Here is a 25,230-nt window from a genome sequence, read left to right on the forward strand (position 1 = left end):
TGCTAAGCAATTCTCAGTTTTAACTACTTGCCGTTTTTGCCAACACTATTCCATTAAGTAGAAGGCACTACATTACCATAGTTACTTTAACTGGTTGCAAAAAGCAGTATTTAGCAATTGAAATCCGTGCCTTGTTTATTGAATCATTGTTTAAAATTATAATTCGTGACCGTTCCAAAAAGCACCGGCAATTTACTCCATGTTTCGAGTGCATTGCGATGGCGGATGACGATATAATAGGAATTGCCATTATAAACAGCAGGAAGAGTAACAGTGGCTTGTCCGGCAAGATTCAATGTAGCTGTTGTACTAAACACTTGTGCATAGGGACTGGCCGTATTGTGCAGAGCTACCGTAATCGTATCGCTTACTGTTGGAGAAACAACCGGTGCCATATTTCCTCCCGAGAGATGAAAGCCTTCTATCAATACCGTTAAATTCAAATTTATAGTGGAGTTCACTGCAAACGCAAGCGCCGAAACCACATTGCCGCAAAAGGTGGTTACAGTAATTAATCCGGTAGTTGCTCCGGGAGGAACAATCGCTGAAATCACATTAGCATTTACCACTGTAAAGGAAGCAGCCACTCCATTAAATAATACGGCTGTTGCTGTTGAAAATCCGGTACCGTTTAAAGTGATTACATTTCCTGCAACGCCGGATGAAGGCGCAAAGCTAGTGAATGATGATGCAGGTAAAATGGTCAGATTTACAGGGGCAGAAGTAACGGTACAGGTGGAATTAAAATAAGGAAAGAAAATCGACCAGTTCACTACACGACCTGTATCGGTACCAAACCGGTCATAGACATAGAGTTTCCAGTTTCCATTCGGCTGTACATAGCCATTTTCCAATCCCGCAAACGTAGTAAGACCTGTTGTCAACCCTGCACATCCTGTGACTGTAAAAGTCGTGTTCCAGGGTTTATATAAATTGGTATAGGGAGCACCCGTCGTGGGGATTCGTACAGCACCCGAATCGGCGAGTACGGTGTTTACAAAATTATCTCCGCCATTATTGGCATTGCCGGTTTGATCACTAATTCCCAGACGTTGACCGGAAGGACTTTCTAAAAAGATATCCAGATCACCTACCCAGGTATGATTGATATTCATTTTGACATAAATTCCTGAAGAACGCACAGGGAAATTATAGCCACTAACTGCATTTGTACTGATCGCTCCTGTACAGGAATTATCGGGTATTTGTACCTGAACATTCGTCGTAAAAATCTGAGATCCCACCGGAACAATAGCGGCCACCACATCATAGGAGGCAGACTCCGTTGCAGCGTATGTACTTGCTGTCGCACCCGGAATATTCACTCCATTTTTACGCCATTGATAGCTTACTCCGGCTTGTGGTGTAAACGAAAGATTAATGGTACCCGGAGCACAGGCCGTGTCATTTCCAGTGACAGTAATAACAGGAATTGAAGGAGCAGGAAGTAAGGAAACCGCGAAGGAAGAAGCAGTACCGTTTCCGCAAGCATTGGTTCCCAGTACAGATATATTTCCGGACACAGCTAAATTACCGAATAACACCTGAATAGAATTCGTATTTGCACCTGACAGGATACTCGCACCTGAAGGCAATGTCCATTGGTATCCGGTGGCACCTGCGATAGCAGCAACTGAATAAGAAACGCCGGAAACTTGTCCGGGACATAATAAAGCGGTTCCTGAAATAGTACCTGCTGCAGCAGGAAGAAGATTAACGTTCAAGGTAAAATTAGCAGAGACAGCACCCGCAGAACAGGGATTGGATGGAGTGACCGTAACCACACCCGTTACTGCAGATGCGGATAGGCTTACCGTTATACTATTGGTACCTGTGCCGGAGGTGATGGTAACGCCGGCAGGCAATGACCATAGATAACTAGTGGCATTGGCCGATGCAGGGACAGAAAGCACAACACCGGTCTGGTTTTGACAAACAGAAACTGGGCCGCTGATTGTTCCGGTAGTTCCAACAGGAGCATAGATGGGTATATCAACCCCATTATTAGTACCGGTTACCAGAGGGTTCGAAGCTATTACACGAATTCTGTAACCTGTCCCTTGAAGAGTTCCGGTGGCAATATTACAGGGTATGACCCCGGCATTCATCGTACCAGCCAAAGTGCCTATCACCACCGGTGAACTAAATGAACCTGCACTATTTGATAGTTGCGCGGTATAGATATTTCCTGCATTGGCAGCACCATCTCCTGTAAATCCTACATTCAGTGACTGTCCGACACAGAGGGTAGCAGGACTAATTGGATCCGTACTCAGCACTGTTAATATTCCTGAGGAAGCAGCGATGGTAAAATTGGCATTGGAGATATCAAAGAAAATATTCCCGACAGCTTCCACTTTCACTCTTGCTTGTGTAGTAAGATTAGAAGGAACAGTTATACTTTCCGTACCATCGTTCGGGGTGGATGAGGCGAGTGTAACCGGAAAAGTATTTCCTCCATCCAGTGATAGGAGAATATTTACAGTTGTGGTATTTATCGGAGCAAGGTTTGATGATGCCACATTCCAGGTAACGGTGGCCGCCTGATTGGCATACCAGGTGACGGCTGTATTGGGAGATGTTACACTGAAACCTGTTCCGGTATTGATCACATTTACCCGCACCGTATCCTCCGGATGCATCACTCCTCCACCATTTACACGGTTATCCCTCACCGTTATCCTGAATTTGAGGGTACGGGCATAGGAAGGTAAAATCTCACCGATGGTCGTCGTGTTACTTAAGATATCCGACAGTTTCGGGAATGTACGTGAACCGGAAGTAACCGGAGAAAACGGTCTGAATATGGGCGCATCGCCCACGGGAGCATTCCAGTTTCCGGAGGCCCCCAAATGAATCGTATAGTTCAATCCTGCCGGAGTCACTGTAGGCGGCGTATTTCCTGTTGCTGTAGCGGTGGGACAGGAATTTCCATTGCCGGTAGTAATGTAGTTAGTAATCTGATCAAAGCTATACGTATGAAAATAAGCAATACTGTTAGGCGCAAGGTTATTGGTAGCTGTACAAATACCGGCATAAGCCATGATCGTAATTCCACTTCCCGGTTCGAATGCCGCAGCAGCAGAACGGTTTCCGCTGCAGGATCCGGTAGACGCATTAAAAGTATGTGAGCCTCCAAACTGATGTCCCATCTCATGCGCTACATAATCGATATCAAAAGCATCTCCCACAGGACTGCCTGAACCGGTAACACCTCCGGCTTTATTCGCAGTACAGGGAACTCCGAGATAGGCTACTCCTCCTCCACCGGTACTGAACACATGGCCGATATCATAATTTGCAGAACCAATTACACTATTACAGGTATTAATATTCTCGGTAAGCATCGCACCGCCGTTACCATTGGAAAAGGGATCGGTAGCGGCATTCGTGTAAATCAACAAGGTATCATTGGGGATTAAGGTCATTCTCACCGCCACCTCTGATTCATACACGCCGTTCACCCGATTCATGGACGCCACCATACCGGCAAGGGCTCCTGTTTTTGTACCCCCGTAAAAGGCAGCGTATTCACCGGTACAGGAAAGTGCCAGACGGTAATTCCGCAAGGAAGTCCCATGAGAGCGATTTGCAGATCCTGTAGCCATTGTAGAATAAGTTCTCCCCTTATTCAAATAACTATCATCTGATTCACAGGTGAAGGAGGAATAGGGCTTAAAATCCTTTCTGAAATAAACGATGTAATCCAATGTTTTATTCGGCTCCCAGGGGTCAATAAAAACAGCTCCGTCAGGAGAGAGGATCATTCCGTGAAAACCCACCGGAGAAACACTCACTTTTAAAATAGCAGCGGGGTTCTCAATTCCCTGACCTGAATAGGTTTTGATATCGGGAAATGCCGCTGCAAGATCATCGTGCATTACTTTTGATTCTACCATGCGGAAAGAAGCAAAACGTCCATCGGGCAAGGGCAATTGAAGTATCACTGTACTTTGCACTGCAGCAGCAGTAAACTCCATGGGTGCAGTTGCCAGCACCTGTTTCAATGCAGGCAGATTCAGCGACACTCCTTTAAATTGCTCCGGCAATGCATAGCGGGGAGGAGCTGTACTGTATCTGGACGTATTCCACTCTTGCCAATATAGGCTTTCGTTCTTTTGGGCTTCAACATTCAGTCGAAAAAAAACGACGAATAATACAAGAGGTAACACGTAATAATTTTTCATTTCACAGAATGACAGGTACAGATTCTTCATACGCTTTTCAGCAATTATTGATTTTATATGTTTGGGGAAAGTAAGATTCGCTTTGAAAAAAGAACCCTTTAACCACGCAAGGTATTAAGAAATATATATGCAAGTCAAGAAAAACTTAAAATATTATTAAAAAGAAAAAAACACCTTACAATCCTCACCTATAATTTTAAGCCGTTCGCCAAACAGTTGAAAAGTATTCCGCGGAACAATTGTAAATTCGAGGGTATGAAAATCAATAGTTTCCAAAGATGGTTGGTAACTATATAGTAAGAATCTATTCACAATATCTAAATAAATGCTTGCAATTGTCAGAAGAAGTCATATATTTGTTTTTGAAGTATTATGCTTAAACCCTATTAAAATTAATACGCAATCCAGCAAAACCGATCATAAATATAAATCACTAAAAGAAATTATCAACTTTCTCGAAGTCACTCCAACTTGTATTACAAAATCTAACAATAAATAAAAAAACATGAAAAACAACAGCTACACAATGAAAAGCTTGTCTCGTTGGTTGGCCAGCTTCTTGATCCTTCTGGGATTGGCTTCCGGCAACGTACAGGCCCAAACAACAGTACAAATCGGAGCCGGTACGACAACAACAACGTCCTTTCCGATTCGCTCGTGCTATGGGTATTCCTATACCCAGATGTTATATACATCTGCAGAGATCGTTGCCGGAGGATACAGTGGTTCAGGAACAATTAGTAAAGTCAGATTTTACTATGCAACCGCTTTCTCCCCCACAACTACTTCCGACAACTGGACGGTCTATCTTGGCAACACTGCACTTACCGCGTTAACATCAGGAGCGGCTAACTATACACCGACGTCTGCAATGACCCAGTGTTTCTCGGGTATTGTCACTTTCCCTGCTGTAGGAAACTGGATGGAAATTACGCTTTCCACTCCTTTTAACTACACCGGCGGAAATCTGATAGTTGCTATTGATGAGAATGCAGCGTCCTATACCTGCTCTGCAGGCTGGCGCTACACTAGCACTACTCCTACTACAGTAAGACAATTGTACAGTGACAGCTTTAATCCTGATCCTGCTGCACTTCCGGGAAGTTATTCAGGATCAAGTACATCTTCTACACTTCGTCCTAATATTCAGTTGGATATTATGAGCGCGACTCCCTGTGCCGGACAACCTGCTCCGGGTAATACAGTTGCTTCCACAGCATCAGCATGTATCGGTTCATCTGTTAACTTAAGCCTTCAAAATGTAACAACCGGAAGTGGTGTTTCTTATCAGTGGCAATATTCAGATGATAATTCCAATTGGACAAATTTCGGGGCGAATTCATCATCCACCAGTTATGTAATGGGAGCAGTTCCTTTGTACTTTCAGTGTATAGTTACCTGTTCAAATGATCCAAATCCGGGAATATCAAATTCAGTACTGGTTGGAATAAATCCTTTCTATAACTGTTACTGCCCTGCCGTTCCAACTTCAATTGACGCACAGGGTGCTGTTAATTTTGTAATTGGTGCCTGGTCCAATCCGAATGTCTCTACTTCAACTTATCAAAACTTTACTGGCGTTGCTCCAACAACATTATATACCGGATCAACTAATTCAGCTACGGTTTCCTTACAAACAGGCTATACTTATCGTTGTCGCGTATTTATTGATTTAAATCAAGATGGAGATTTTGCTGATTTGGATGAGATGAATGACCTGGGCCTATCTTCAAGTGCTAACCCAACAACTCAAACCGGTAATATTGTTATACCGGCAAGTGCAACCCCCGGAATTACCGGAATGAGACTCGTTGTTACTGATGATGATTTCGCAAATAACCCATGTTATAGTAGTTCCTATGGTAATGTTGAAGATTATCTGATCGACATTCAGCCTGAGCCGGTATGTATTGATCCTCCTACAGCGGGAAGTGCTACTTCCAGCGTTTCACAGTTTTGTAATACTACTACAGTTAACGTGAATCTTGATTTAGCAGGTAACAGCGGCGGAACAGGTCAGACTTATCAATGGCAGTACTCTGTGGATGATGTTGATTTCTTTGACATCCCAGGAGCTACAACCAAGGCCTGGACTGAAAATGGTGTTGCTACTTCTTATTACTACCGTTGTAATGTCACTTGCGGTGCTTCTACTGTACCATCCGCTTCTGTATATGTACAGGCAGTACCTCCACCTGCAGCCGGAGTAATCACTGGTCCGGCTACCGGGTTTGTGAATGCGGCGACCAACTATAGCAGCACAGGAGAAGCAGGTGCACTGCAATGGCAGGCACGTTTGCTTCCAAGCGGTACTTTCTCTAATGTAAGCGGTGCAACAAATAATCCTCAGGATATTTTCTTTGGTGCTCCAGGTTCGTATGAGGTGCAATTAGTAACTTCTGTTTCAGGATGTGCAAATGCCATTTCCAACGCAGTAACTACAACTGTTACCCTTGTAAATGACAATGTGTGTGATGCAGTTCCGGTAACTATAGGCGTAAACGGTCCATACTCTAATGTAGGTGCGACTCTTGAGGCGGGTGAAGTACAACCTCCTAATGGTTCTTGCAATGGAAATAGTTCATGGTGTACTGTTGCCAGTAATACGGTTTGGTTTACGTTTACAGTACCTATGGGTGGTTCCGGTCGTTATGGACTTGGATTCTCTCCTAATAACTGGGATAGTCAGGTGGCTATTTGGTCAGCCTCTTCTTGCGGTGATCTTTTAACCGGTGCGGCTGTATTGATAGCTGCTAACGATGACTCTTTGGGCTCTCCATTTAATTCTTATGCAGCAGCACATTGCTTAACTCCGGGTCAAACTTATTATATACAGGTTGATGGATGGAGTTCAACTACTAATCCTGCTTTCGGATTAAGAATTGATGACTTAGGTCCTGCTGATCCTTCTTTCGCTGTATTACCAGCTCAGGTTTGTGAAAATGGTGCTTCCATTACTTTAGTTCCAGCAGTTGCCGGTGGTACCTTCTCTGGTCCCGGTGTAACAGGAAATTCATTTAGCCCTGCTGCTGCCGGCGCCGGCATCCATTCTATCACTTACACTTTAGGTGGTTTTGATATTTGCTATAGCTCTTCTCAATCTATTGAAGTGGTTTCTCCAACATATACTTATTATGCTGATGCAGATAATGACACCTATGGAAATGCAGGTGTGAGTATCCTGAGTTGTGAAGCTTCTGCTCCTGCCGGATATTCTGCCGATGCTACTGATTGTGATGATACTAACCCATCTGTTAACCCCGGCGCTACTGAACTTTGCAACTCTATTGATGACAACTGCAATGGATCTACTGATGAAGGCTTTGACGTTGACAATGACGGTTTCACTTCTTGTGGTGGTGACTGCAATGACAATGACAATACCGTATATCCCGGTGCTACTGAAGTTTGTAACGGTGTGGATGATGACTGTAACCTCTTAGTAGATGATGGTTTAACATTCATTACTTACTATGCTGACGTTGATGGCGATACTTATGGTGATGTTTCCAGTACAGTAAGTACTTGTAATGGTGCTCCTGCAGGTTATGTCTCTGACATTACCGATTGTGATGATAACAACGCTGCCGTAAATCCTGCAGCTACTGAAATCTGTAACCTTATTGATGATGATTGCGATGGTTTAACTGATGAAAACATCCTTGTTGCAGGTCCTATCTCCGGTCCGGCTGTACAATGTGTGGCTGTAGTTACCGGTTCTGCTACCTTCTCTATTGCTCCGGTACAGGATGCAACAGGTTACAACTGGACTGTTCCAAACGGAATGAATATCGTTTCCGGTCAGGGAACTAACTCTATTTTCGTATTCTGGACTCCGTTTGCAGTTCATGATGGTATCATCGGACCACTTACTGTTTCTGCAAGTAATGCTTGTGGTTCAGGTCCTGCCAGCAGTGTTGGTATTGATATCAACTATACTATTCCTGTACGTCCTTCTTCTATCTCCGGTCCGGTTAAATTATGTCCCGGTGATGCAGGAACTTACTCTGTATTGAATGTTGCCCGTGCGAGCTACTATGTATGGTCAGTTCCAACAGGAATGACTATCACAGGCGGTAACGGTACTAACGTTATTAATGTTTCTGTTGATGGTTCTTATACAGGTGGAATTGTGTCTTGTTCAGCTGCTAACGGTTGTGGCGTAAGTCCTTCACGTGTTCGTGCTGTCACTACTAATAATCCTCCGGTACCTGCTTCTATCAGCGGACAAGCATCAGGAGTTTGTGGAGCTGCAGGAGTTGTTTATACTGCTGCCCTTGTTCCTGCTGCAACCGGTTATACTTGGTCAGTTCCTTTCGGAGCTACCCTTATGAGCGGTCAGGGTTCTAACTCTATCTCTGTTGATTTTGATGGCGCTTATCCTGGTGGAAACATCACAGTAATTGCTACTAACGCTTGTGGATCAAGTGCTGCCCGTAGTAAGGCTGTTACAGGTGCTCCTGCTGTTCCCGGTGTTATTACCGGTGACCTAACTATCTGTCCCGGACAATCAGGTGTAGCTTATGGTGTTGCAACTGTTGCAGGTGCTGCTGCTTATACCTGGACAGTTCCAGGCGGATCAACAGTTACCAGCGGACAAGGAACTAAGGATATGCTTATGACATGGGGTACTAACCCTGCTTCAGGATTGAGTGTATATGTAAATGCTTCAAATGCTTGCGGAACAAGTCTGAACCGTGCATTGAATGGTATTGCAATTGATGTATTAAACTGTGTTCGTCTTGGAGACCAAGGTGTTGCTACAGGATTGAACATCTTCCCGAACCCTGCTACTGACCGTGCTACTATCGTATTCAATGGAACTGAAGGTGCTGATTTCAACCTTAAAATGGTTGATGTAACAGGCCGTATGATCATGAACGAGCGTGGAACTGCTACAGAAGGTAAGAATCAGCGTGAATTAAACACAAATGAAGTCTCTTCAGGTGTATATTTCATCATGATTGAAATTGGTGGAACAACTGAGCAAATCCGTTTAGTTATCGAATAAAACTAACAGGTATAGGAGGGGGATTATTTAATTATCCAAATATTCCCCCTCTTTACCAATAGTAAATCAAGCAGATACATTAAAATCAGAGAAAAACTCCGGAAATTAATTCATCATTGAAATGTTAATTACTTTCAGCCGCAGTAAAAACAAATAAATAATATACAACTGAATTTTAAAAACTGTATAATTGCATCTCTCACTAAAAAATAAATATCATGAAGAAAATACTTTATAATTCACTTCCCCTGATAGCCTTTATGGTAATGTTCGCTTTACCATTACTGGCGCAAAAAAGCAACCCTAATGTTCCTATTGACGGAGGATTAAGCGTTCTTTTAGCAGCCGGAGCCGGGTATGGAATTAAAAAAATCAACGATAAGAGAAAGAAAAAGTAATTCACATCTCATTCGTTAAAGATTTAAAGGTCGGCTATGCCGGCCTTTTTTATTATACGGTCTATGTTATTAATTTAGCCCAATGCTTCAGAAATACATCAAAGATCAGCGCCAAAGAGTTATTGCCTGGTTTATTATAAAAGCACTTCTCTTATATATAGCTTGGTTTATATCCTACGATTTTTTTATTGCACCCGCAGGAAAGGTGGATGCAGCATTAAATTATCGGGTAGCAACAGATGCCGGAATTATACTCGACCTACTCGGTTATGAAGGTGGAACACAACCCGGAGACCGGCAAACCATCGTTTGTATTAAAAACGAAACGATGGTGGGTGTTGGTAATCCTTGCAACGGCTTAGAATTATTTGTCCTGTTTGCCGGATTCATCATTTGTTTCCCCGGCTCCTGGAAAAACAAATGGTGGTATATATTAGTTGGCAGTCTGATCATCCATTTTGTTAATGTAATGAGAACAGTTTCACTCGCATTAATTCAATTCAAGGCACCTGAATACCTTGACTTTAACCATCACTATACATTCACTATTGTTGTTTATTCTATCATTTTCTTCCTTTGGATATTCTGGACCAACCGATACAGTAGTCTGAATGAACTTCTTAATTCCGACAATGATGCTTCAAAAACTAGTTGAACTTCCTGACCTGATTCGTTGGACATTGATAGTAGTTTTATCAATACTATTACTCTATTTTGGTTTCAAGCGGGAAAATAAACTGGTCATCCTGGAAAAGGGAGTGGTTACCTTTATTAACAGGTATCCAAAACCTACCGTAGCGCGCTTTGAAAAGACAGAGATGAAGGGCACCTTAGGCATTAAGCTTCCTGCCAAATTGCAGTCGGCAGTTTTTTTTAGTCTAATTTATCTGCTGCTAGCCACACTCCTATTACTCCTTTATTCCAAATCAGTTTTCATCGGCAAACTCATTGCGCTGATGTATTCGATTTATATGATCGTTTGCTTTTTGCTGTTAAAAATGGGAGATTGGGGTGTAGATTACAGGTTAAGTACCGGCTTATCGCATTATCTGGAAGATCTCTTTCTTTCACCCTTTCTTATCCTCGCAATAGCCGCATTGATAAAAGCATTTCGGTTATCGGAAACTAAAACATCTCAAAGGGTACAACAATAATCTAAAAACCAGGAATAATTAATTGCTAATGAAGGTCCACATATTAATACCGGTTTTTAATGATTGGGAATCTTCCGCTCAATTGATTTCTGAAATCAGAAGCACCTTCCATTCGCAATCTGAGATTCAATTAAAAATATTCATCATTGATGATTGTTCTACCGAGGTAACGCCTGCATCCGGAAAATTCAGTGAAGGAGAAATAACCATCATCCGGCTCAATAGAAATGTTGGACATCAACGTGCGATTGCTCTAGGGTTAAGTCATATCAATGAACATTCCCCCTGTGATTTTGTAGTGATCATGGATGGGGACGGAGAAGACAAACCCTCAGATATCCTCCAACTTCTGCGTCAAGCCGGGAGTGAAAAGGGCACAATCATTTTTGGTAACCGACAACGGAGATACGAAGGAACAAGATTCCGGCTCTTTTACACCCTATATAAAATAATTTTTCGCCTTATGACCGCCCAAAAAATAAATTTCGGAAATTTCTGCGTCATTCCTTTCGAAAGAGTGAATAATCTGGTATACGTATCGGATATCTGGAATCACTTTTCCGGTGGAGTGATCCGGTCAAAAATTCCGTATTCCAGCATACCACTTGACAGAGGCACCCGATATTTCGGCAGCTCTAAGATGAATTTTTTTTCATTGGTGATTCATGGATTAAGCGCCATTGCTGTGTATACCGATATTCTCGCTGTCAGAATACTTGTATCTACCTTTTTCCTTATTGCCTTCTCTATAGCAGGAATATTCGCAGTATCAGCAATTCGCCTTTTCACTCCATTTGCCATACCCGGATGGGCCTCCTTCGTTGTCCTCAGTTTTCTCATATTGATTTTTCAGGCTTTCTTAATTTCACTCTTACTTCTGTTTAATGTCCTGAATTACCGTACCCAGCGACATTTCATCCCTGCACTTGAATATAAAAATTTCATCTCTTACATCAAATGACCATAGCAGCACATTACATCGGCAATGAACTGGAACTATTTGGTCATGCGCATAACTGGAAAAGTTACTACAGAAAAAAGCTGATCCCTTTTATCACCGGAGATGTCCTTGAGGCGGGAGCGGGAATCGGTGAAACTACCCGTCACCTCTTCAATGAAAATGTCACCTCCTGGACATGCCTCGAACCGGATGCTGCATTGGCTGCTAAAATCCAGGAAAAGCTCATCCGCAAAGAACTTCCTGAAAAATGCACATTGAAAATTGGAACAACGAACGACTACCAGGCAGGTCCACAATTTGATTCCATTATTTATATCGATGTCATTGAACATATCGAAAATGATCAGGAAGAACTTTTGCGCGCCTCGAAATTATTAAGGCCCGGCGGGTATTTGGTAATACTTGTCCCGGCTCATCAATGGTTATTCAGCCCTTTCGATGAAGCCATCGGACATTACCGCCGCTACAGCAAAAAACGGCTTAAAAGCGCTGTGCCGGCAGGACTTCAGCTGCAAAAGATTAATTACATGGATTGTTTTGGGCTCTTCGCATCACTCACCAATAAATTATTCCTTCGAAAAAGTTATCCTACTATTCAGCAAGTAAAATTCTGGGACAACTACATTGTGCCGGTATCAAAAATTGCCGACCCCTTCTTATTTTTCAGCACCGGTAAATCATTAATAGGAGTTTGGAAAAAACAAAAATGAAGTGGTAAAACTCAACAACGAAAAATTACTGTTCTCCGCCATCTTTTTGCTGGCACTTGCAATTTTTATTTTGCGACTCCTCCTGGCAACTTCTTATTTGCCTGAAACCGGAGGTGTGTCGATCAATGTATTGTACGGTATACTAAGAATTATAAACGGATCTTTTTTATATACTGATCCGGAAATGCCGCCTTATCCTATCATACAATACATGCCACTGCATTTTTATGGGATCAAACTCATCACCGGCATTCTGGGTATCCAAAATAATGTGCATGCCATTATGGTAACGAACCGTATTTTCTGCCTGCTCATTGATTCAGTGTCGGTCATTCTCATTGCACGTAGTCTTATAAAGTATTTTCATATTAGCTCGCTTTTTTCCTGGACTTTAGCAATGATTTATTTTGTTTGCATACCCGGCATAATTTTCGGACGTGGAGATAATTTGTATTTATTGTTTTTCATATTGACCATCATTCCACTTCTCGTACACTTCCTTCATCATGAAAAAGCACCGGATAGTTCTCCCAAACTTCTTCTAATAGCAGGACTTACCAGCGCACTTGCGGTCAATGCCAAACAAACCGGAATTTTTCTGGTCGTCTTATGCTTACTCTTCATTTTTCTCAGGAAAAACATATGGCGAGACCTGTTTAAATATGCGATGGGATTCAGCGGTTGCACTTTACTTATTTTCCTCATCACTCATCCTGCCTCTTCCGCCCTTGCACTGAAATTAAATGTGATTGACGGTGTAAAAAACGGATTAAATATCAACTGGTTCATGGAGGTTTTCTTAAAAAATTATTTTTTGAAATTCTCCTACTTGCTTACAGGAGGAATTGTTGTCGCTCTGCTTCTTTTGAAATCCCCCGGAGAAAAGATAAATCGCTTTACCGGATTGGCCATCATCTGGTACTTTACTGCAGCTTTGCTCTCCTCTTTCAAAGCGGGGTCAGGACCTAACTACTATCTGGAATTCATCATTCTCTCGATCTTCGGACTCGCCTTACTCATCCACAATAAGCAGATCAGTTATGAGAAGAATTTGTTGTTTGCCCTTGTTATTTCTCCCTTCTTCATTGTAGCCTCTGCCAACGACAAAGGCTGGGGCGATATTAAACTCATGAAGGCTGCTAAAGCCGACTATCACAACAGTCAGCAGCTAGCCGCTCATCTGCTACCACTTCTGAAAGAGGATCAATGGATACTCACCGCTTTTCATAAAGAAAGCACCTTAAATCTACACCTGAGTGATAAGGCCTTATTTCCCTGCAGAGAAGTCGCCTTGTACTTTACAAAACCGCTTGGTGTGTTTCATTTCAAAGATTTCAGTAAGAGGATCAACACCCCGAGCATCCCTTATATTGTTGACTACAGTGGAGAATTTCCGGATACTTTTATGGAGGATTCCCTCACTCAATATAGGGCAGATACCACTATCGGAAATTACACCGTGTATAAATTGATTTCTCTTTAGAAGAATACGGCTGCCCAAAAAGGGAATTAATTACTTCTCGCTTTTCTAACGATAATATTTGAGCAAATCGAAAAGAAATAACGCATATCCGTAAGGAAAGGACGCTTTTCATAAGCCCGCAAATATTTCAGTTCTGACTCGATGATTTCATCAAGCGTAGAAGGCATATCTACATAAAAGGGTGGCAACAATCCCGGCTTTGAATCAATACGTTTATCCTGGAGTTCTTTTGTATAAAGGCTATAGTAATGTTTACTCAAAGGTCTTACACCAACAATTTTCAAATCACCTTTCAGAATATTAATAATCATTGGCAATTCATCCAACCAAAACTGACGCATAAATTTACCCCAGGAAGTAATTCTGAAATCATCGGCAAATTTACCACCTGATGCCAATTTATTCTGCTCGTAGATATATTCCTGCAAATACTCGGCATAGGGATACATGGTACGAAATTTATATACCTGAATCATTTTGCCATCCTTTCCCACACGGTTCATTGTAAATAAAGGACCATAAGAAGGATTCAGATCAAAATAAGGCTGACGTTCCTTTCTTCCGGCAAAATAAGTATAGTTCCCGATTACTTTTACATCGACAATTTTAAATCCACAGGAGGCCAAACGACCCAATGCTTCTGCTTTCGACATTACTCGGTTTCTACCGTTGGTAACAAAAAAATAAAGCTTCTTAAAAACAGGAAGCTTAGGGAATACTCTTTTAAAGATGAAATCGAAAATAAAATACAAATGCGCGAATCCGGGAACGAATTTTCTTAATAGTCGATGTCTGCGTTGCTCCTGTGTTTCGATAAAACCAATGTAGACACCTCCGTTCGGAAGCTTTTCATTTACGGCTTCCTGAAACTTATTTACGAAACGTATGTCATTTACTTTTTTGAGATTGATAATCGCCTTACAATTTTCTTCTTCCAGACCCTCCACATTAAAGGCAGTGGTTGTAATCAACACCTTCGTTTGTGCCGACTTCAAGTCCGTATGCCTGGCGAGGAATTTCCTCACTTCCGGTTGAATATCTTTTAGTAATGCTTCTTTCATTCGACTATTTCCTGCTTTTCACATCAAGATAACACACCTGAGTACAGGCTGCGTTTCTATTCTGTTAAACGGATAGTTTTTTGGGTAGACAACCACTGAGAAAGGGTGAAAAAAAATGAATCCTTCTCTCTGCTCCTGCCATAAAGTAAACTTACGGAAAGTAACCTTACGTGTCAAGTCTTACAGTAGAAAAACAACTCAAAAGATACTCTCTATGGCTAAAACACAACCTTAAATTAATATAAATGCCTAAATTTCAATCACTTGAACTTTATACATTGTTCATAAAAAAGTAAGACTTTCTCAACTTTCTTACAGTGGAAATTGAATACCCTTCAGGGAAGAGGATTTGATACAAGAGCCTGCAGCCAAAGAGGATCAGACCTACTCCACTCACCCTGTTTATCATTAAAATGAGGCCGGGTTTCAAAAAATGACGCAAACGAGCAGCGAGCCAGGCTTTCAACACATCGGTTAAAAATACGGTCAGCAGCACTACCAGATAAAACATAACGATATGCATATCCGAATAATTTTCATTCGCCGAAACCACACCTGATACCCCAATCCAGAAAATGAGAACAAAGGGATTGAGTGCGTTCATCATAAAGCCCTTTACTATATCAACCAGCGGAGATTTCGAATTGTCCGGTAAATCGATATCTGTTGATTTGAGATGAGGTTTTTTGAAAATGTTCACCAACCCGAAAATCACCAATAAAATTCCACCTGCAATCCCAATTTCAGTTTGATAGGATTTCATAAAACCTAAAGCGGTTGCACTGAAGTAGGTTAAACAAATAAAAAAAGCATCGCTTAACACCACCCCTACCGCCAGGATGACCGCTTTCATAAAGCCTTTTTTAATACTGGTATCAATCAGCATAAAAAAGACCGGTCCAACCAATAAGGCCAATACCAATCCCAGACTGATTCCGGATAATACAGCTTCCAGCATGCAGCGAAACTAATCAAACTTCAATAAATTTTATTCAGAAGCCATCAACCATGAATAATTATCAGTTTTTGGTAAGAAAAAGAGGGGTAACCGGATTTTAGTTCCTCCACCGATACAAGATATGATGTAAAGACCTATTTTTGACGGGATGAAAAAACTTGCCCTACTTCTTTTGAGTGCTTGTTTCCTGCTAACGTCATGCGATAACGATCTTGATGTTTTGGAAGAATATACTGAAATTCCGGTAATTTATGGTTTGATTAATCCTGCAAGCACTACCTTTGAAATCAGGGTTCAAAAAGCATTTTTAGGAGCCGGAAATGCCCTTTTAATGGCACAGGAAACCGACAGCACCTATTATAATCCTAATGATATAAGTCTATACCTTGAAAAACTTCAATTTGCCAATAGTGCTCCTTTTGATGTGGATACTTTTTCAGTAAATTACAACTCCATTAAAAATGAAGGGCTATTTACCGATGCCGGCCATTATGTTTTCCAACTTGCCAATACCCGCTTAAACTCGAACTTCATTTACCGTTTACGCTTCGTCAATAATGTAACCGGAAAAAATGTTACCGGGATCACCCGTATCATTGAACCGCTCTACCAAAAGACGTTAACCCCTACCACACGTGTAAATCTTGCCGATGACGATCCCTATACCATTCGGTTTAACAGTTCTAAAAATGGAAAAGTTTATGGGTTAATCATGCGCATACGCTATTCTGAAACGAAAAAACTGACTCAGGCCATTGTAACTAAATATCTCGATTTTCCGCTTGATTACGTCACTTCACGTACATTAACGGGAGGAGAAGACATGGAATTTCTCATCAACGGGAAATCTGTGTTTCAGTTTTTAGGTTTAAAAATAAAGAAAGACACTACCGTTACCCGTCGATTACAGGATTTTAAAAGTGATTTTCTCTTTACTGCTGCCACGGATGACTTCTACAATTATATTCAGATCAACAATCCCAACAACACGGTCAATTTTATTCCTGACTTTACCAACCTGAGTGAGGGCAAGGGTTTGTTCACCTGTCGGCTGGATACTTTAATACCCTCCATTTCCTTCAATGATCTCACCTATGACTCGCTATTGAACGGGACCTATACCCGACATATTTTTGAGTAGGGCTCCTGTCATTATGACATTCTGTCAGTAAATTTTCCTCTTTTAGGATCAATTACCTGTCATTGTCAACCTATTTGTGCAATGGCATATAAGTTGACTAGCGGGGATTAAACAATAAAATAACAAGATGAAAAAAGTAATAGGAATCGACCTGGGTACCACCAATTCATGTGTAGCGGTAATGGAAGGAAATGAACCGGTAGTGATCCCAAACAGTGAAGGACGCCGCACCACGCCTTCTATCGTAGCTTTCATTAAAGATGGCGAGCGTAAAGTAGGTGATCCTGCAAAACGTCAGGCGATAACCAATCCAAAACATACCATTGCATCCATTAAGCGATTTATGGGTGAAACATTCGATAAAGTAAGTCTTGAAATTTCGCGTATGCCTTATGAGGTAGTGAAAGGCGATAACAATACACCGCGCGTTAAAATCAATGACCGCATGTACACGCCGCAAGAAATTTCTGCGATGGTACTTCAGAAAATGAAGAAGACCGCCGAAGACTATCTGGGCTATGAAGTAGGCGAAGCGGTGATTACTGTTCCGGCTTATTTCAGCGATGCACAGCGACAAGCCACTAAGGAAGCGGGTGAGATTGCAGGATTAAAAGTGCTGCGAATCATCAATGAACCAACGGCTGCTGCACTAGCTTACGGATTAGATAAAAACCATAAAGACACCAAGGTGGCGGTCTTCGATTTAGGCGGTGGAACTTTTGATATTTCCGTTCTTGAATTGGGAGATGGCGTATTCGAAGTAAAATCAACCAACGGTGATACACATCTCGGTGGTGACGATTTCGATCAGGTCATCATTGACTGGATGGCGGATGAATTCAAGAGTGATGAAGGTCTTGATTTGCGTAAAGATCCGATGGCTTTGCAGCGTTTGAAAGAAGCCGCTGAAAAAGCAAAAATCGAACTTTCCAGTTCTTCACAAACGGAAATCAATCTTCCTTACATCATGCCGGTAGATGGTGTTCCAAAGCATTTAGTTAAAACACTAACGCGCGCTAAGTTTGAACAACTGGCGGATAAATTAATCCAACGTACTCTGGAGCCTTGCAAAAAAGCGCTTTCCGATGCTAAGCTATCCCCCAATGAAATTGATGAAGTCATTCTTGTAGGTGGATCCACACGTATTCCTGCCATTCAGGATTTAGTGGAGAAATTCTTCGGCAAAAAGCCATCCAAAGGCGTAAATCCGGATGAAGTAGTAGCAGTCGGAGCCGCCATTCAGGGAGCCGTTCTCACAGGAGAGGTGAAAGATGTACTTCTTCTCGACGTTACTCCATTATCGTTAGGTATCGAAACCCTTGGCGGTGTAATGACCAAGTTGATCGAATCCAACACCACCATTCCTACTCGTAAATCAGAGACATTCTCTACGGCAGCCGACAATCAGCCTTCTGTTGAGATCCACGTCTTGCAGGGAGAACGCCCGATGGCCCGTGATAACCGTACTATTGGACGCTTCCACCTCGATGGCATCCCTCCTTCCCCACGTGGCATACCACAAATTGAAGTAACCTTTGATATTGATGCGAATGGTATCCTGCACGTAACTGCCAAGGATAAGGCCAGTGGTAAATCACAAAATATCCGCATCGAGGCTTCTTCAGGATTGAATGAAGAAGAAATCCAACGCATGAAACGCGAAGCGGAAGCCAATGCTGAATCCGATCGTAAAGTAAAAGAAGAAACTGAAAAGATAAATCAAGCCGATTCTTTAATCTTCAACACTGAAAAGCAATTGAAGGAGTTTGGTGAAAAGATTCCTGCTGATAAGAAAGGTGCTATAGAAGCCGCATTGACACAGTTAAAAGATGCGCATAAAAGCCGCGATCTGGCCAGCATAGAAACGGCTATGACAGCACTCAATTCAGCCTGGGAGGTAGCTTCAAAAGACCTGTACAATGCATCTCAGGAGCCCGGACAAGCGCCACAAGGTGAAAACACAGGCAATGCTTCAAACAATGCCGACGGTGTTACCGATGTAGATTATGAAGAGGTAAAGGAAAAATAATTCCCGAGTGAAAATTAAAAAAAGACTGCCCGTTTCCGGGCAGTCTTTTTTTTGAGATACAGTTGATATACGGTTGAGATACGGTTGATATACGGTTGAGATACGGTTGAGATACGGTTGAGATACTGTTGAGATACGGTTGAGATACGGTTGAGATACGGTTGAGATACGGTTGAGATACGGTTGAGATACGGTTGAGATACGGTTGAGATACGGTTGAGATACGGTTGAGATACGGTTGAGATACGGTTGAGATTCGGTTGAGATAGTGTTGAGATACGGTTGAAGTGTTGAGAAGTGTTGGTACGTGAGACTGTTGAGATACTGTTGAGATACGGTTGAGATACGGTTGAGGTTGGGTTGAAGTTGAGGTTGAGTTGAGAAAGTGTTGCGGTACGATGAAGTGTTGCATTAGTAGGTTTAACTACTGCTTGAACTTAAACCTTGAACCATGAAGCAGAATCGCGAAATGCGATACCTCTTCATGGGAACCTTCCCGCCGCGCCAGGGGGGAGGGGGGGACCCCCGCCGGGGGGCCCGGGGGGGGGGGAAAAACAAAAACATAACCTTGAACTTTAAACCTTAAACCTTCACCGCTCTGGCAGCTACAAAGGATTTAAAATACTGGTCCACCGGTTCTGCACCACCCCAATCATCTTCGAAAATATCGGTGAGGTGAAAGTTGTTTTTTAAGAGTTCTCCAATCTGATCTTCGAGCGAATGACCGAAAATCAAGGGCTCATTTTCCTTTGTATAAACAGATCGCTCTTCTTCTGTCAATGAAGAAATATCAGAATAGGGCATTTTGTATTTCAGTGTATAAATATTTGTTGCAGGGTCTTTGAAGAGCAACATGTTCTCGGCTTTGGTAAATCCCCACATCAACACACCACCTTTCTTCAACACTCTGGCACAGGAGGCCCAAACCGGTTTTAAATCGGGAGCGAAGCAATTTGAACAGGGATGAAAGATGAGATCAAAAGCATCGGAGGGCAGAGATGACATATCCATCATGTTTCCCTGAATGGCCGTTATCTTTAAATCATACTTATTGCAGGTTTCTATATCCTGTCGCAGTTGTTCTGCAGATAAATCATAAACAGTAACGATTGCTCCCGCAGCAGCTAATGCGGGCACTTGTTGACCTCCACCGGAAGCCAGCGCCAGCACATTTAGTCCTTTAAGAGGAGGGTACCAGCTCATCGGAACCGGAATTTTTGGCGTAAGCACTAAATTCAATTTTCCCTGACGGGCCAGTTCAATTTCCTCATCCCCGTAAGGCAATGTCCAGCGGTCGCCTTTACGCACTAAACCATCCCAGGCCTGCTGATTATAGGCAATGATATCCATTTACAAAAAATTCAATCGTGCCATAAATGTTTCCTTATAGGACTTCCCGATAGGAATCGTTTTATCGCCAATCAAAACTGTATTTTCATCCAGTACATTTATTTTGTCCAGAGGAATGATATAAGATCTGTGGACGCGCAAAAACTTTGCTACCGGTAATTTCATTTCGATATCCTTCATGGTAGAATGAATGACAAACTGATCGGAATTGGTCTGAATAATCACGTAATTATCCATTGCTTGAATCCAGGAGATATTATCCAGATACACCTTCACCAGCATTGACCCCTTTTTAACAAAGAAGGAATTCTGAATGATCTGATTATCCAGCAAAGTCACCTGATTTTCTACATCCGGCGTTTTCAATTTAGCGGACTGCTTATCAGATATAATCAACGCACATCCTAAAAATTGATCTTTTTCATCATGAATTGAAGATGCAGAAACCACCACACTCAAACTTGAATTATCTCTTTTAATCAGCACATGACACTCTTTATTTTCAATGGATTCGTTCTTCCTCATTTGCTCCATTAACGTCTCCTTCTTCAACAACACTCCCCCTTCCGCTTCAATGGAGAACAATGAAAACGCATCCAATCCCATAGCCGTGGCTGTAGAGTACCCCAGCATATTTTCGGCCTTTTCATTCAGATAAGATACTCTTCCCTCGGTGTCCATGACCACGATACATTCTTCTACCATTGCAAGCGCGTTCGCCAGACGGTGTTGACTTTCTCTCACTTCACGATCGCGTGAATATTTAAAGAGCGCCATCTCCACTGTCGTTTTCAAATCAGAATCGTTAAAAGGTTTTACTATATAACCATAGGGCTCCGTTACCTTTGCTCTGTCGAGGGTATCCTGATCCACATAGGAAGTCAGGAAAATAACAGGAATATTATACTTTTCCTTGATATGTTCAGCGATGTGAATTCCATCTTCCTCTCCCTTCAATTTAATATCGAGAAAAACGAGATCGGGAAGTATCTGTTCCAGTTTTTCATAGGCGGATGCTGCAGAAGATGCCGTAGCCGGAACTTCATAGCCTAATTTTTCCAGTGATTTCTGAATATCCTTAGCGACGATACTTTCGTCTTCAACTACCAATATTTTAATTTTAGTCATTCGGCAGGTTTTGTTAACTGATGCGCTTAAAGTTAATAATATATTTTACTCCTTGTCCGGGACTACTTTCTACTTCCATCTCTCCCTCTAACTGATCGGTCAAAGCTTGAATTAACTGTATCCCTAATGAATCTGATTTTCCGAGGGCAAACCCTTCGGGCATACCAATACCGTTATCAGCGATCATTAATTTAAACCGATCCGTTACCGGTTGTGCAAGTTCAATAAGTATCTCTCCCTTACGTTCTGTTTTAAACGCATGTTTTAGTGAATTAGATACAATTTCGTTAATGATCAAGCCACAGGGAACGGCTGTATCAATGTCCAAAGATATTTTCTCCGCATGTATAATCAAAGAAACCTGTTCGGAAGTAATGCGGAACGATTGCATGAGATTTTCGGCCAGTCGCTTGATATAGTCATCAAAATCAATCTTGGAAAGCCCATCGGTTTGATAAAAACGTTCATGGATGAGGGCCATACTTTTGATTCTGTCCTGGCCCTCTTTTAGCGCCTTATATGCATTATTATCAGTCACATAGCTGGTTTGTAGATTGAATAAGCTTATGATAATCTGCAAATTATTCTTCACCCGGTGGTGAATTTCTCTCAGCAACAGTCCCTTTTCTTCCAGGGCTGACCGGATTTGCTCTTCCATATGCTTTCTCAGGGTGATATCGGTATCAATCACCACAATATTCTTCAATTGTCCCTGGTCATTGAGAATCGGGGTAAGTGTAGAAGAAGCCCAGCGATGCTGACCATTTTTATGGACAATCTCGGATTCATAAATGAATGAACGCCTCATTCTGATACAATCATCGAGATGGTCAAGGACATCCATATTGGTTGTTAAATCTCTTAAAGTCACTCCCTTCTTATTTCGCACCTCTGACAGTGTAAAACCTGTCATTTTCGAATAACCGGTATTGACCCATTCCAGTTCCTGGTGCTCATCAAAAATCATAACGGCATTGTCTGTCTCAGAGGCCACCAACGAAAGTTTGGCCAGTTCGAGGTTCTTAGACTGAAGTTCGCGTGTTCTGGCTTCCACTTTTCGCTTCAGCAATTCCTGACTTTTACGCAATGACCTTGTCCGGACTTTATAGGCCAGCAATACGGATCCGGCACCCACCACCACATACATGAGATAGAAAAAGGGTGTTTTCCAGACAGGGGGTCTGATGGTAAAACTAAAGGTGACCGGTGTACTCCAATCTCTCCCATTTACGCTGGCCTGTACCTTAAAAATATATGAACCGGGGCCGATATTAGAATAACTGGCAGTACCAATTTTAGACGGTGGCGACCAGTTATCTTCAAAACCCTCGAGCATATAACGGTATCTGACTTCATCGGGCGCAGTTAAATAAATACCTGTAGTTATAAAACTCAGGTGATTGGAGTTGTGTGGCAGTATCAGATCAGCAGGCAAACCGGTTCCGGGATCCACTTTTGCCTTAAATTTTTTCCAGTTGACATTCTCCAAAAACAATTGAATATTACTGATACTTACTAAGGGCAGGGTAACGGGTAATTCACCTGCATCGGGATTAAAACGAATAGCGCCATTGACGGTGGCGAACCAGAGATTCCCGGAAAGATCCTCACAAGCAGCATTACTTTCTACCCCCAGATAGCCATTACTTTTATCATAATGAACAGTACTCAGTTTTCCTTCCTGCAAATACAATCCCCAGTCGATATTGTCGACACCTTCGGAAGTACCCAGCCATAATTTATTGCGTTTATCGAGATAGTTGAACAATATTTTTTCATTGTTCAACCCCAGTTGCTTGTTAATCATCTTCACCGGGTCGGCCTGATTCCTGCGGCTATAACGAATGACTCCGAAATCATAAGTACTGAAAAGCAGGTTTCCATTATTATCTTCAATGATTGAAGTAATTGGAGCTTTGGGCAGGTTATATTCTTCATCAAAACTTACGGCCTTTTCATTTTTCAGATAATACAACCCTTTCAAAGTTCCGATCCAGATTACACCCTGGGAATCCTCGAAAACCACCCTCACTTTATCATTAGCAAGCCCTTCACCGACTCCGATTCTCAGCAGTTTTTCTTTATCATAACGATAGATTCCCTTATCCGTTCCGAAGTAATAATAGCCTTGCTTATCCTTCAGGAAGGCGTAAATAATCAATTGCTGTAACTCGGGATATGGCAAATCAATTTTTGCCGTTAACTGATTGTACCGGGCCGGGCCATTCGTTGTTCCAAACCATAAATATCCTTCTTTATCTTTAGAAATACACCAGATCGTATTGCTTCTCAGACCATCCTTCGTCGTAATGCTTTTAAACACACTTCCATCAAAATAATTCACGCCACCCGCCAATGTACCGAACCATATTTTGCCTGAGGAATCGGGAAAAACGGATAAAATATTATTATTGGAAAGGCCATCATTGCTATTATAGGTCATAAAACGGTCGCCGTTGTACTTAAAAATGCCATTCCATGTACCCAGCCAGTAGTTTCCCTCTCTGTCTTCAATTACTGATTTAATAATATTACTATTTACATCCAATCCGGGGCGAAAGGTTTCAAACTTTCCATCCTTCAATTTCGTCAAACCTCCACCATACGTCCCGAACCACCAATGCCCATTGCGGTCCAGCGTCAGATCCTCCACCCGTTCGTTGGGGACACCATCCGGTTTAGTATAATTCTTAAAAGTACGTCCATCCCATATGCTGATACCTTCATATGTCCCCATCCAGATCAACCCTTTTTCATCTTCGCGAATGGCATAAACAATATTACTTAGCAATCCATCTTCTACAGACAGGGTTTTGAAATTTTTTCCATCAAACACCGAGACACCACCAATAGTAGCGATCCAGATCAGTCCCTTTTTATCAGCATAAATATTAAATACATTATTATTAACAAGGCCTTTTGAATTGGTAATATTAAAAAATGTTTTACCATCATATCTGCTGATCCCCTCACTGGTTCCGATCCAGAGGTTTCCTTTATCATCTTCACAAATGGCATTGATATTATTGCTCAGCAAGCCATCTTCAATGGAATAATTGGAATAACCTGTTCCTGTATACTTCACCAAACCTTTTCGAATAGTCCCAAACCAGATATTGCCATTCCTGTCTTCAAAAATTGTTTTAACGGGATTATTGTACAGCACATTTCCGGGGTCAAAACGCAGAAAATTTTTCCCATCGAAGCGACAGGCGCCATTCATGGTACCAATCCAAAGGCGTCCGATTTTATCCTGAATAATTTTATTTACCTGATTACCGGGCAATCCTTCTGAAACCGAGAAATTGGTAGAATTAAAGCGTTGACCAATAGCCTCATGGCCATGGAAACTTACTAACATTAACAGAATCAGTAGTTTGCAGTAAATTTTCACCGGAAGTGGCAGAAGATGTTTAGGGAGGGTCAGATCTATTTGCAATGTTAGTTAAAAAGCATCGAAAATGTACACTATTCCTACAGTCTGCCGGGTCTAATTTGAATTACAAAAACTTTGAAAAATCCAATTTCTAACGACAGAGCAGGAAATGAAAAAAGAAGAAAATCAACCTCATGCGTTGGCAATTAGAATAAAAAGAAGCGATTTAAGGTATTCTTTACCTCTTAAAAACAGACGTTTACAACCATTAACAATCAATTCG

At 41.9% G+C, this 25,230-nt stretch carries 15 protein-coding genes; 9 read left to right on the plus strand and 6 right to left on the minus strand.

Annotated elements, in window-relative coordinates:
• Positions 1–143: 143 nt before the first annotated feature.
• The gene (locus IPJ86_00290) at positions 144–4,187 is read right to left on the minus strand and encodes a proprotein convertase P-domain-containing protein (GenBank protein MBK7885782.1); all 4,044 of its coding nucleotides are present in this window, start codon (positions 4,185–4,187) and stop codon (positions 144–146) included.
• A gap of 526 nt (positions 4,188–4,713) precedes the next feature.
• Between IPJ86_00290 and IPJ86_00295 the strand changes: the two genes are divergently transcribed.
• The 7 genes from IPJ86_00295 to IPJ86_00325 all read left to right on the plus strand — a co-directional run bounded on the left by IPJ86_00295 (position 4,714) and on the right by IPJ86_00325 (position 13,904).
• Positions 4,714–9,198, plus strand: coding sequence for a T9SS type A sorting domain-containing protein (locus IPJ86_00295; protein MBK7885783.1), 4,485 nt, complete (start codon positions 4,714–4,716; stop codon positions 9,196–9,198).
• A gap of 215 nt (positions 9,199–9,413) precedes the next feature.
• Positions 9,414–9,596 carry a hypothetical protein gene (locus IPJ86_00300; protein ID MBK7885784.1) on the plus strand — a complete coding sequence of 61 codons (183 nt, stop codon included), beginning with the start codon at positions 9,414–9,416 and terminating at the stop codon, positions 9,594–9,596.
• Between the two features lie 82 nt (positions 9,597–9,678).
• Positions 9,679–10,251 (plus strand): exosortase family protein XrtF, encoded by a 573-nt coding sequence (xrtF, locus tag IPJ86_00305; GenBank protein MBK7885785.1) that lies wholly within the window; start codon positions 9,679–9,681, stop codon positions 10,249–10,251.
• The gene (locus tag IPJ86_00310; GenBank protein ID MBK7885786.1) at positions 10,232–10,750 is read left to right on the plus strand and encodes a hypothetical protein; all 519 of its coding nucleotides are present in this window, start codon (positions 10,232–10,234) and stop codon (positions 10,748–10,750) included. Before xrtF ends, IPJ86_00310 begins: the two co-directional genes overlap by 20 nt.
• A 28-nt stretch (positions 10,751–10,778) precedes the next feature.
• Positions 10,779–11,711 (plus strand): glycosyltransferase, encoded by a 933-nt coding sequence (locus tag IPJ86_00315; GenBank protein ID MBK7885787.1) that lies wholly within the window; start codon positions 10,779–10,781, stop codon positions 11,709–11,711.
• Complete coding sequence (locus tag IPJ86_00320) at positions 11,708–12,421, plus strand: class I SAM-dependent methyltransferase (protein MBK7885788.1); 714 nt, start codon at positions 11,708–11,710, stop codon at positions 12,419–12,421. The genes IPJ86_00315 and IPJ86_00320 overlap by 4 nt, the downstream gene beginning before the upstream one ends.
• Position 12,422: 1 nt before the next feature.
• Positions 12,423–13,904, plus strand: a complete 1,482-nt coding sequence (locus IPJ86_00325; GenBank protein ID MBK7885789.1) for a hypothetical protein — start codon at positions 12,423–12,425, stop codon at positions 13,902–13,904.
• Between the two features lie 26 nt (positions 13,905–13,930).
• On the opposite strand, the gene IPJ86_00330 is transcribed toward IPJ86_00325, so the two are convergent.
• The gene (locus tag IPJ86_00330) at positions 13,931–14,965 is read right to left on the minus strand and encodes a sugar transferase (GenBank protein MBK7885790.1); all 1,035 of its coding nucleotides are present in this window, start codon (positions 14,963–14,965) and stop codon (positions 13,931–13,933) included.
• 271 nt (positions 14,966–15,236) lie between these two features.
• Entirely contained in the window at positions 15,237–15,923 is a 687-nt protein-coding gene (locus tag IPJ86_00335) for a LysE family translocator (protein MBK7885791.1), read from the minus strand.
• A gap of 148 nt (positions 15,924–16,071) precedes the next feature.
• Between IPJ86_00335 and IPJ86_00340 the strand changes: the two genes are divergently transcribed.
• Together IPJ86_00340 and dnaK are read left to right on the plus strand one after the other, a co-directional pair.
• Entirely contained in the window at positions 16,072–17,064 is a 993-nt protein-coding gene (locus IPJ86_00340; GenBank protein MBK7885792.1) for a hypothetical protein, read from the plus strand.
• A 127-nt stretch (positions 17,065–17,191) separates the two neighbouring features.
• Positions 17,192–19,093 carry a molecular chaperone DnaK gene (dnaK, locus tag IPJ86_00345; GenBank protein ID MBK7885793.1) on the plus strand — a complete coding sequence of 634 codons (1,902 nt, stop codon included), beginning with the start codon at positions 17,192–17,194 and terminating at the stop codon, positions 19,091–19,093.
• A gap of 582 nt (positions 19,094–19,675) precedes the next feature.
• Here dnaK and IPJ86_00350 read toward each other — a convergent pair.
• From IPJ86_00350 to IPJ86_00360, 3 genes are read right to left on the minus strand one after another with little or no spacing between them, the layout of a single operon-like run.
• Positions 19,676–20,443, minus strand: coding sequence for a class I SAM-dependent methyltransferase (locus IPJ86_00350; protein MBK7885794.1), 768 nt, complete (start codon positions 20,441–20,443; stop codon positions 19,676–19,678).
• Complete coding sequence (locus IPJ86_00355) at positions 20,444–21,571, minus strand: response regulator (protein ID MBK7885795.1); 1,128 nt, start codon at positions 21,569–21,571, stop codon at positions 20,444–20,446.
• Between the two features lie 13 nt (positions 21,572–21,584).
• The gene (locus IPJ86_00360) at positions 21,585–24,932 is read right to left on the minus strand and encodes a PAS domain S-box protein (GenBank protein MBK7885796.1); all 3,348 of its coding nucleotides are present in this window, start codon (positions 24,930–24,932) and stop codon (positions 21,585–21,587) included.
• Positions 24,933–25,230 lie beyond the last annotated feature (298 nt).

It is taken from the genome of Bacteroidota bacterium (assembly GCA_016713925.1).
Classification (GTDB): domain Bacteria; phylum Bacteroidota; class Bacteroidia; order AKYH767-A; family OLB10; genus JAJTFW01.

Coding starts and splice junctions, on each gene's coding strand:
- IPJ86_00290 (MBK7885782.1), bottom strand. CDS start 4,187: ATGAAAAATTATTACGTGTTACCTCTTGTATTATTCGTCGTTTTTTTT.
- IPJ86_00295 (MBK7885783.1), top strand. CDS start 4,714: ATGAAAAGCTTGTCTCGTTGGTTGGCCAGCTTCTTGATCCTTCTGGGA.
- xrtF (MBK7885785.1), top strand. CDS start 9,679: ATGCTTCAGAAATACATCAAAGATCAGCGCCAAAGAGTTATTGCCTGG.
- IPJ86_00310 (MBK7885786.1), top strand. CDS start 10,232: ATGCTTCAAAAACTAGTTGAACTTCCTGACCTGATTCGTTGGACATTG.
- IPJ86_00315 (MBK7885787.1), top strand. CDS start 10,779: ATGAAGGTCCACATATTAATACCGGTTTTTAATGATTGGGAATCTTCC.
- IPJ86_00320 (MBK7885788.1), top strand. CDS start 11,708: ATGACCATAGCAGCACATTACATCGGCAATGAACTGGAACTATTTGGT.
- IPJ86_00330 (MBK7885790.1), bottom strand. CDS start 14,965: ATGAAAGAAGCATTACTAAAAGATATTCAACCGGAAGTGAGGAAATTC.
- IPJ86_00335 (MBK7885791.1), bottom strand. CDS start 15,923: ATGCTGGAAGCTGTATTATCCGGAATCAGTCTGGGATTGGTATTGGCC.
- IPJ86_00340 (MBK7885792.1), top strand. CDS start 16,072: ATGAAAAAACTTGCCCTACTTCTTTTGAGTGCTTGTTTCCTGCTAACG.
- dnaK (MBK7885793.1), top strand. CDS start 17,192: ATGAAAAAAGTAATAGGAATCGACCTGGGTACCACCAATTCATGTGTA.
- IPJ86_00350 (MBK7885794.1), bottom strand. CDS start 20,443: ATGGATATCATTGCCTATAATCAGCAGGCCTGGGATGGTTTAGTGCGT.
- IPJ86_00355 (MBK7885795.1), bottom strand. CDS start 21,571: ATGACTAAAATTAAAATATTGGTAGTTGAAGACGAAAGTATCGTCGCT.
- IPJ86_00360 (MBK7885796.1), bottom strand. CDS start 24,932: ATGTTAGTAAGTTTCCATGGCCATGAGGCTATTGGTCAACGCTTTAAT.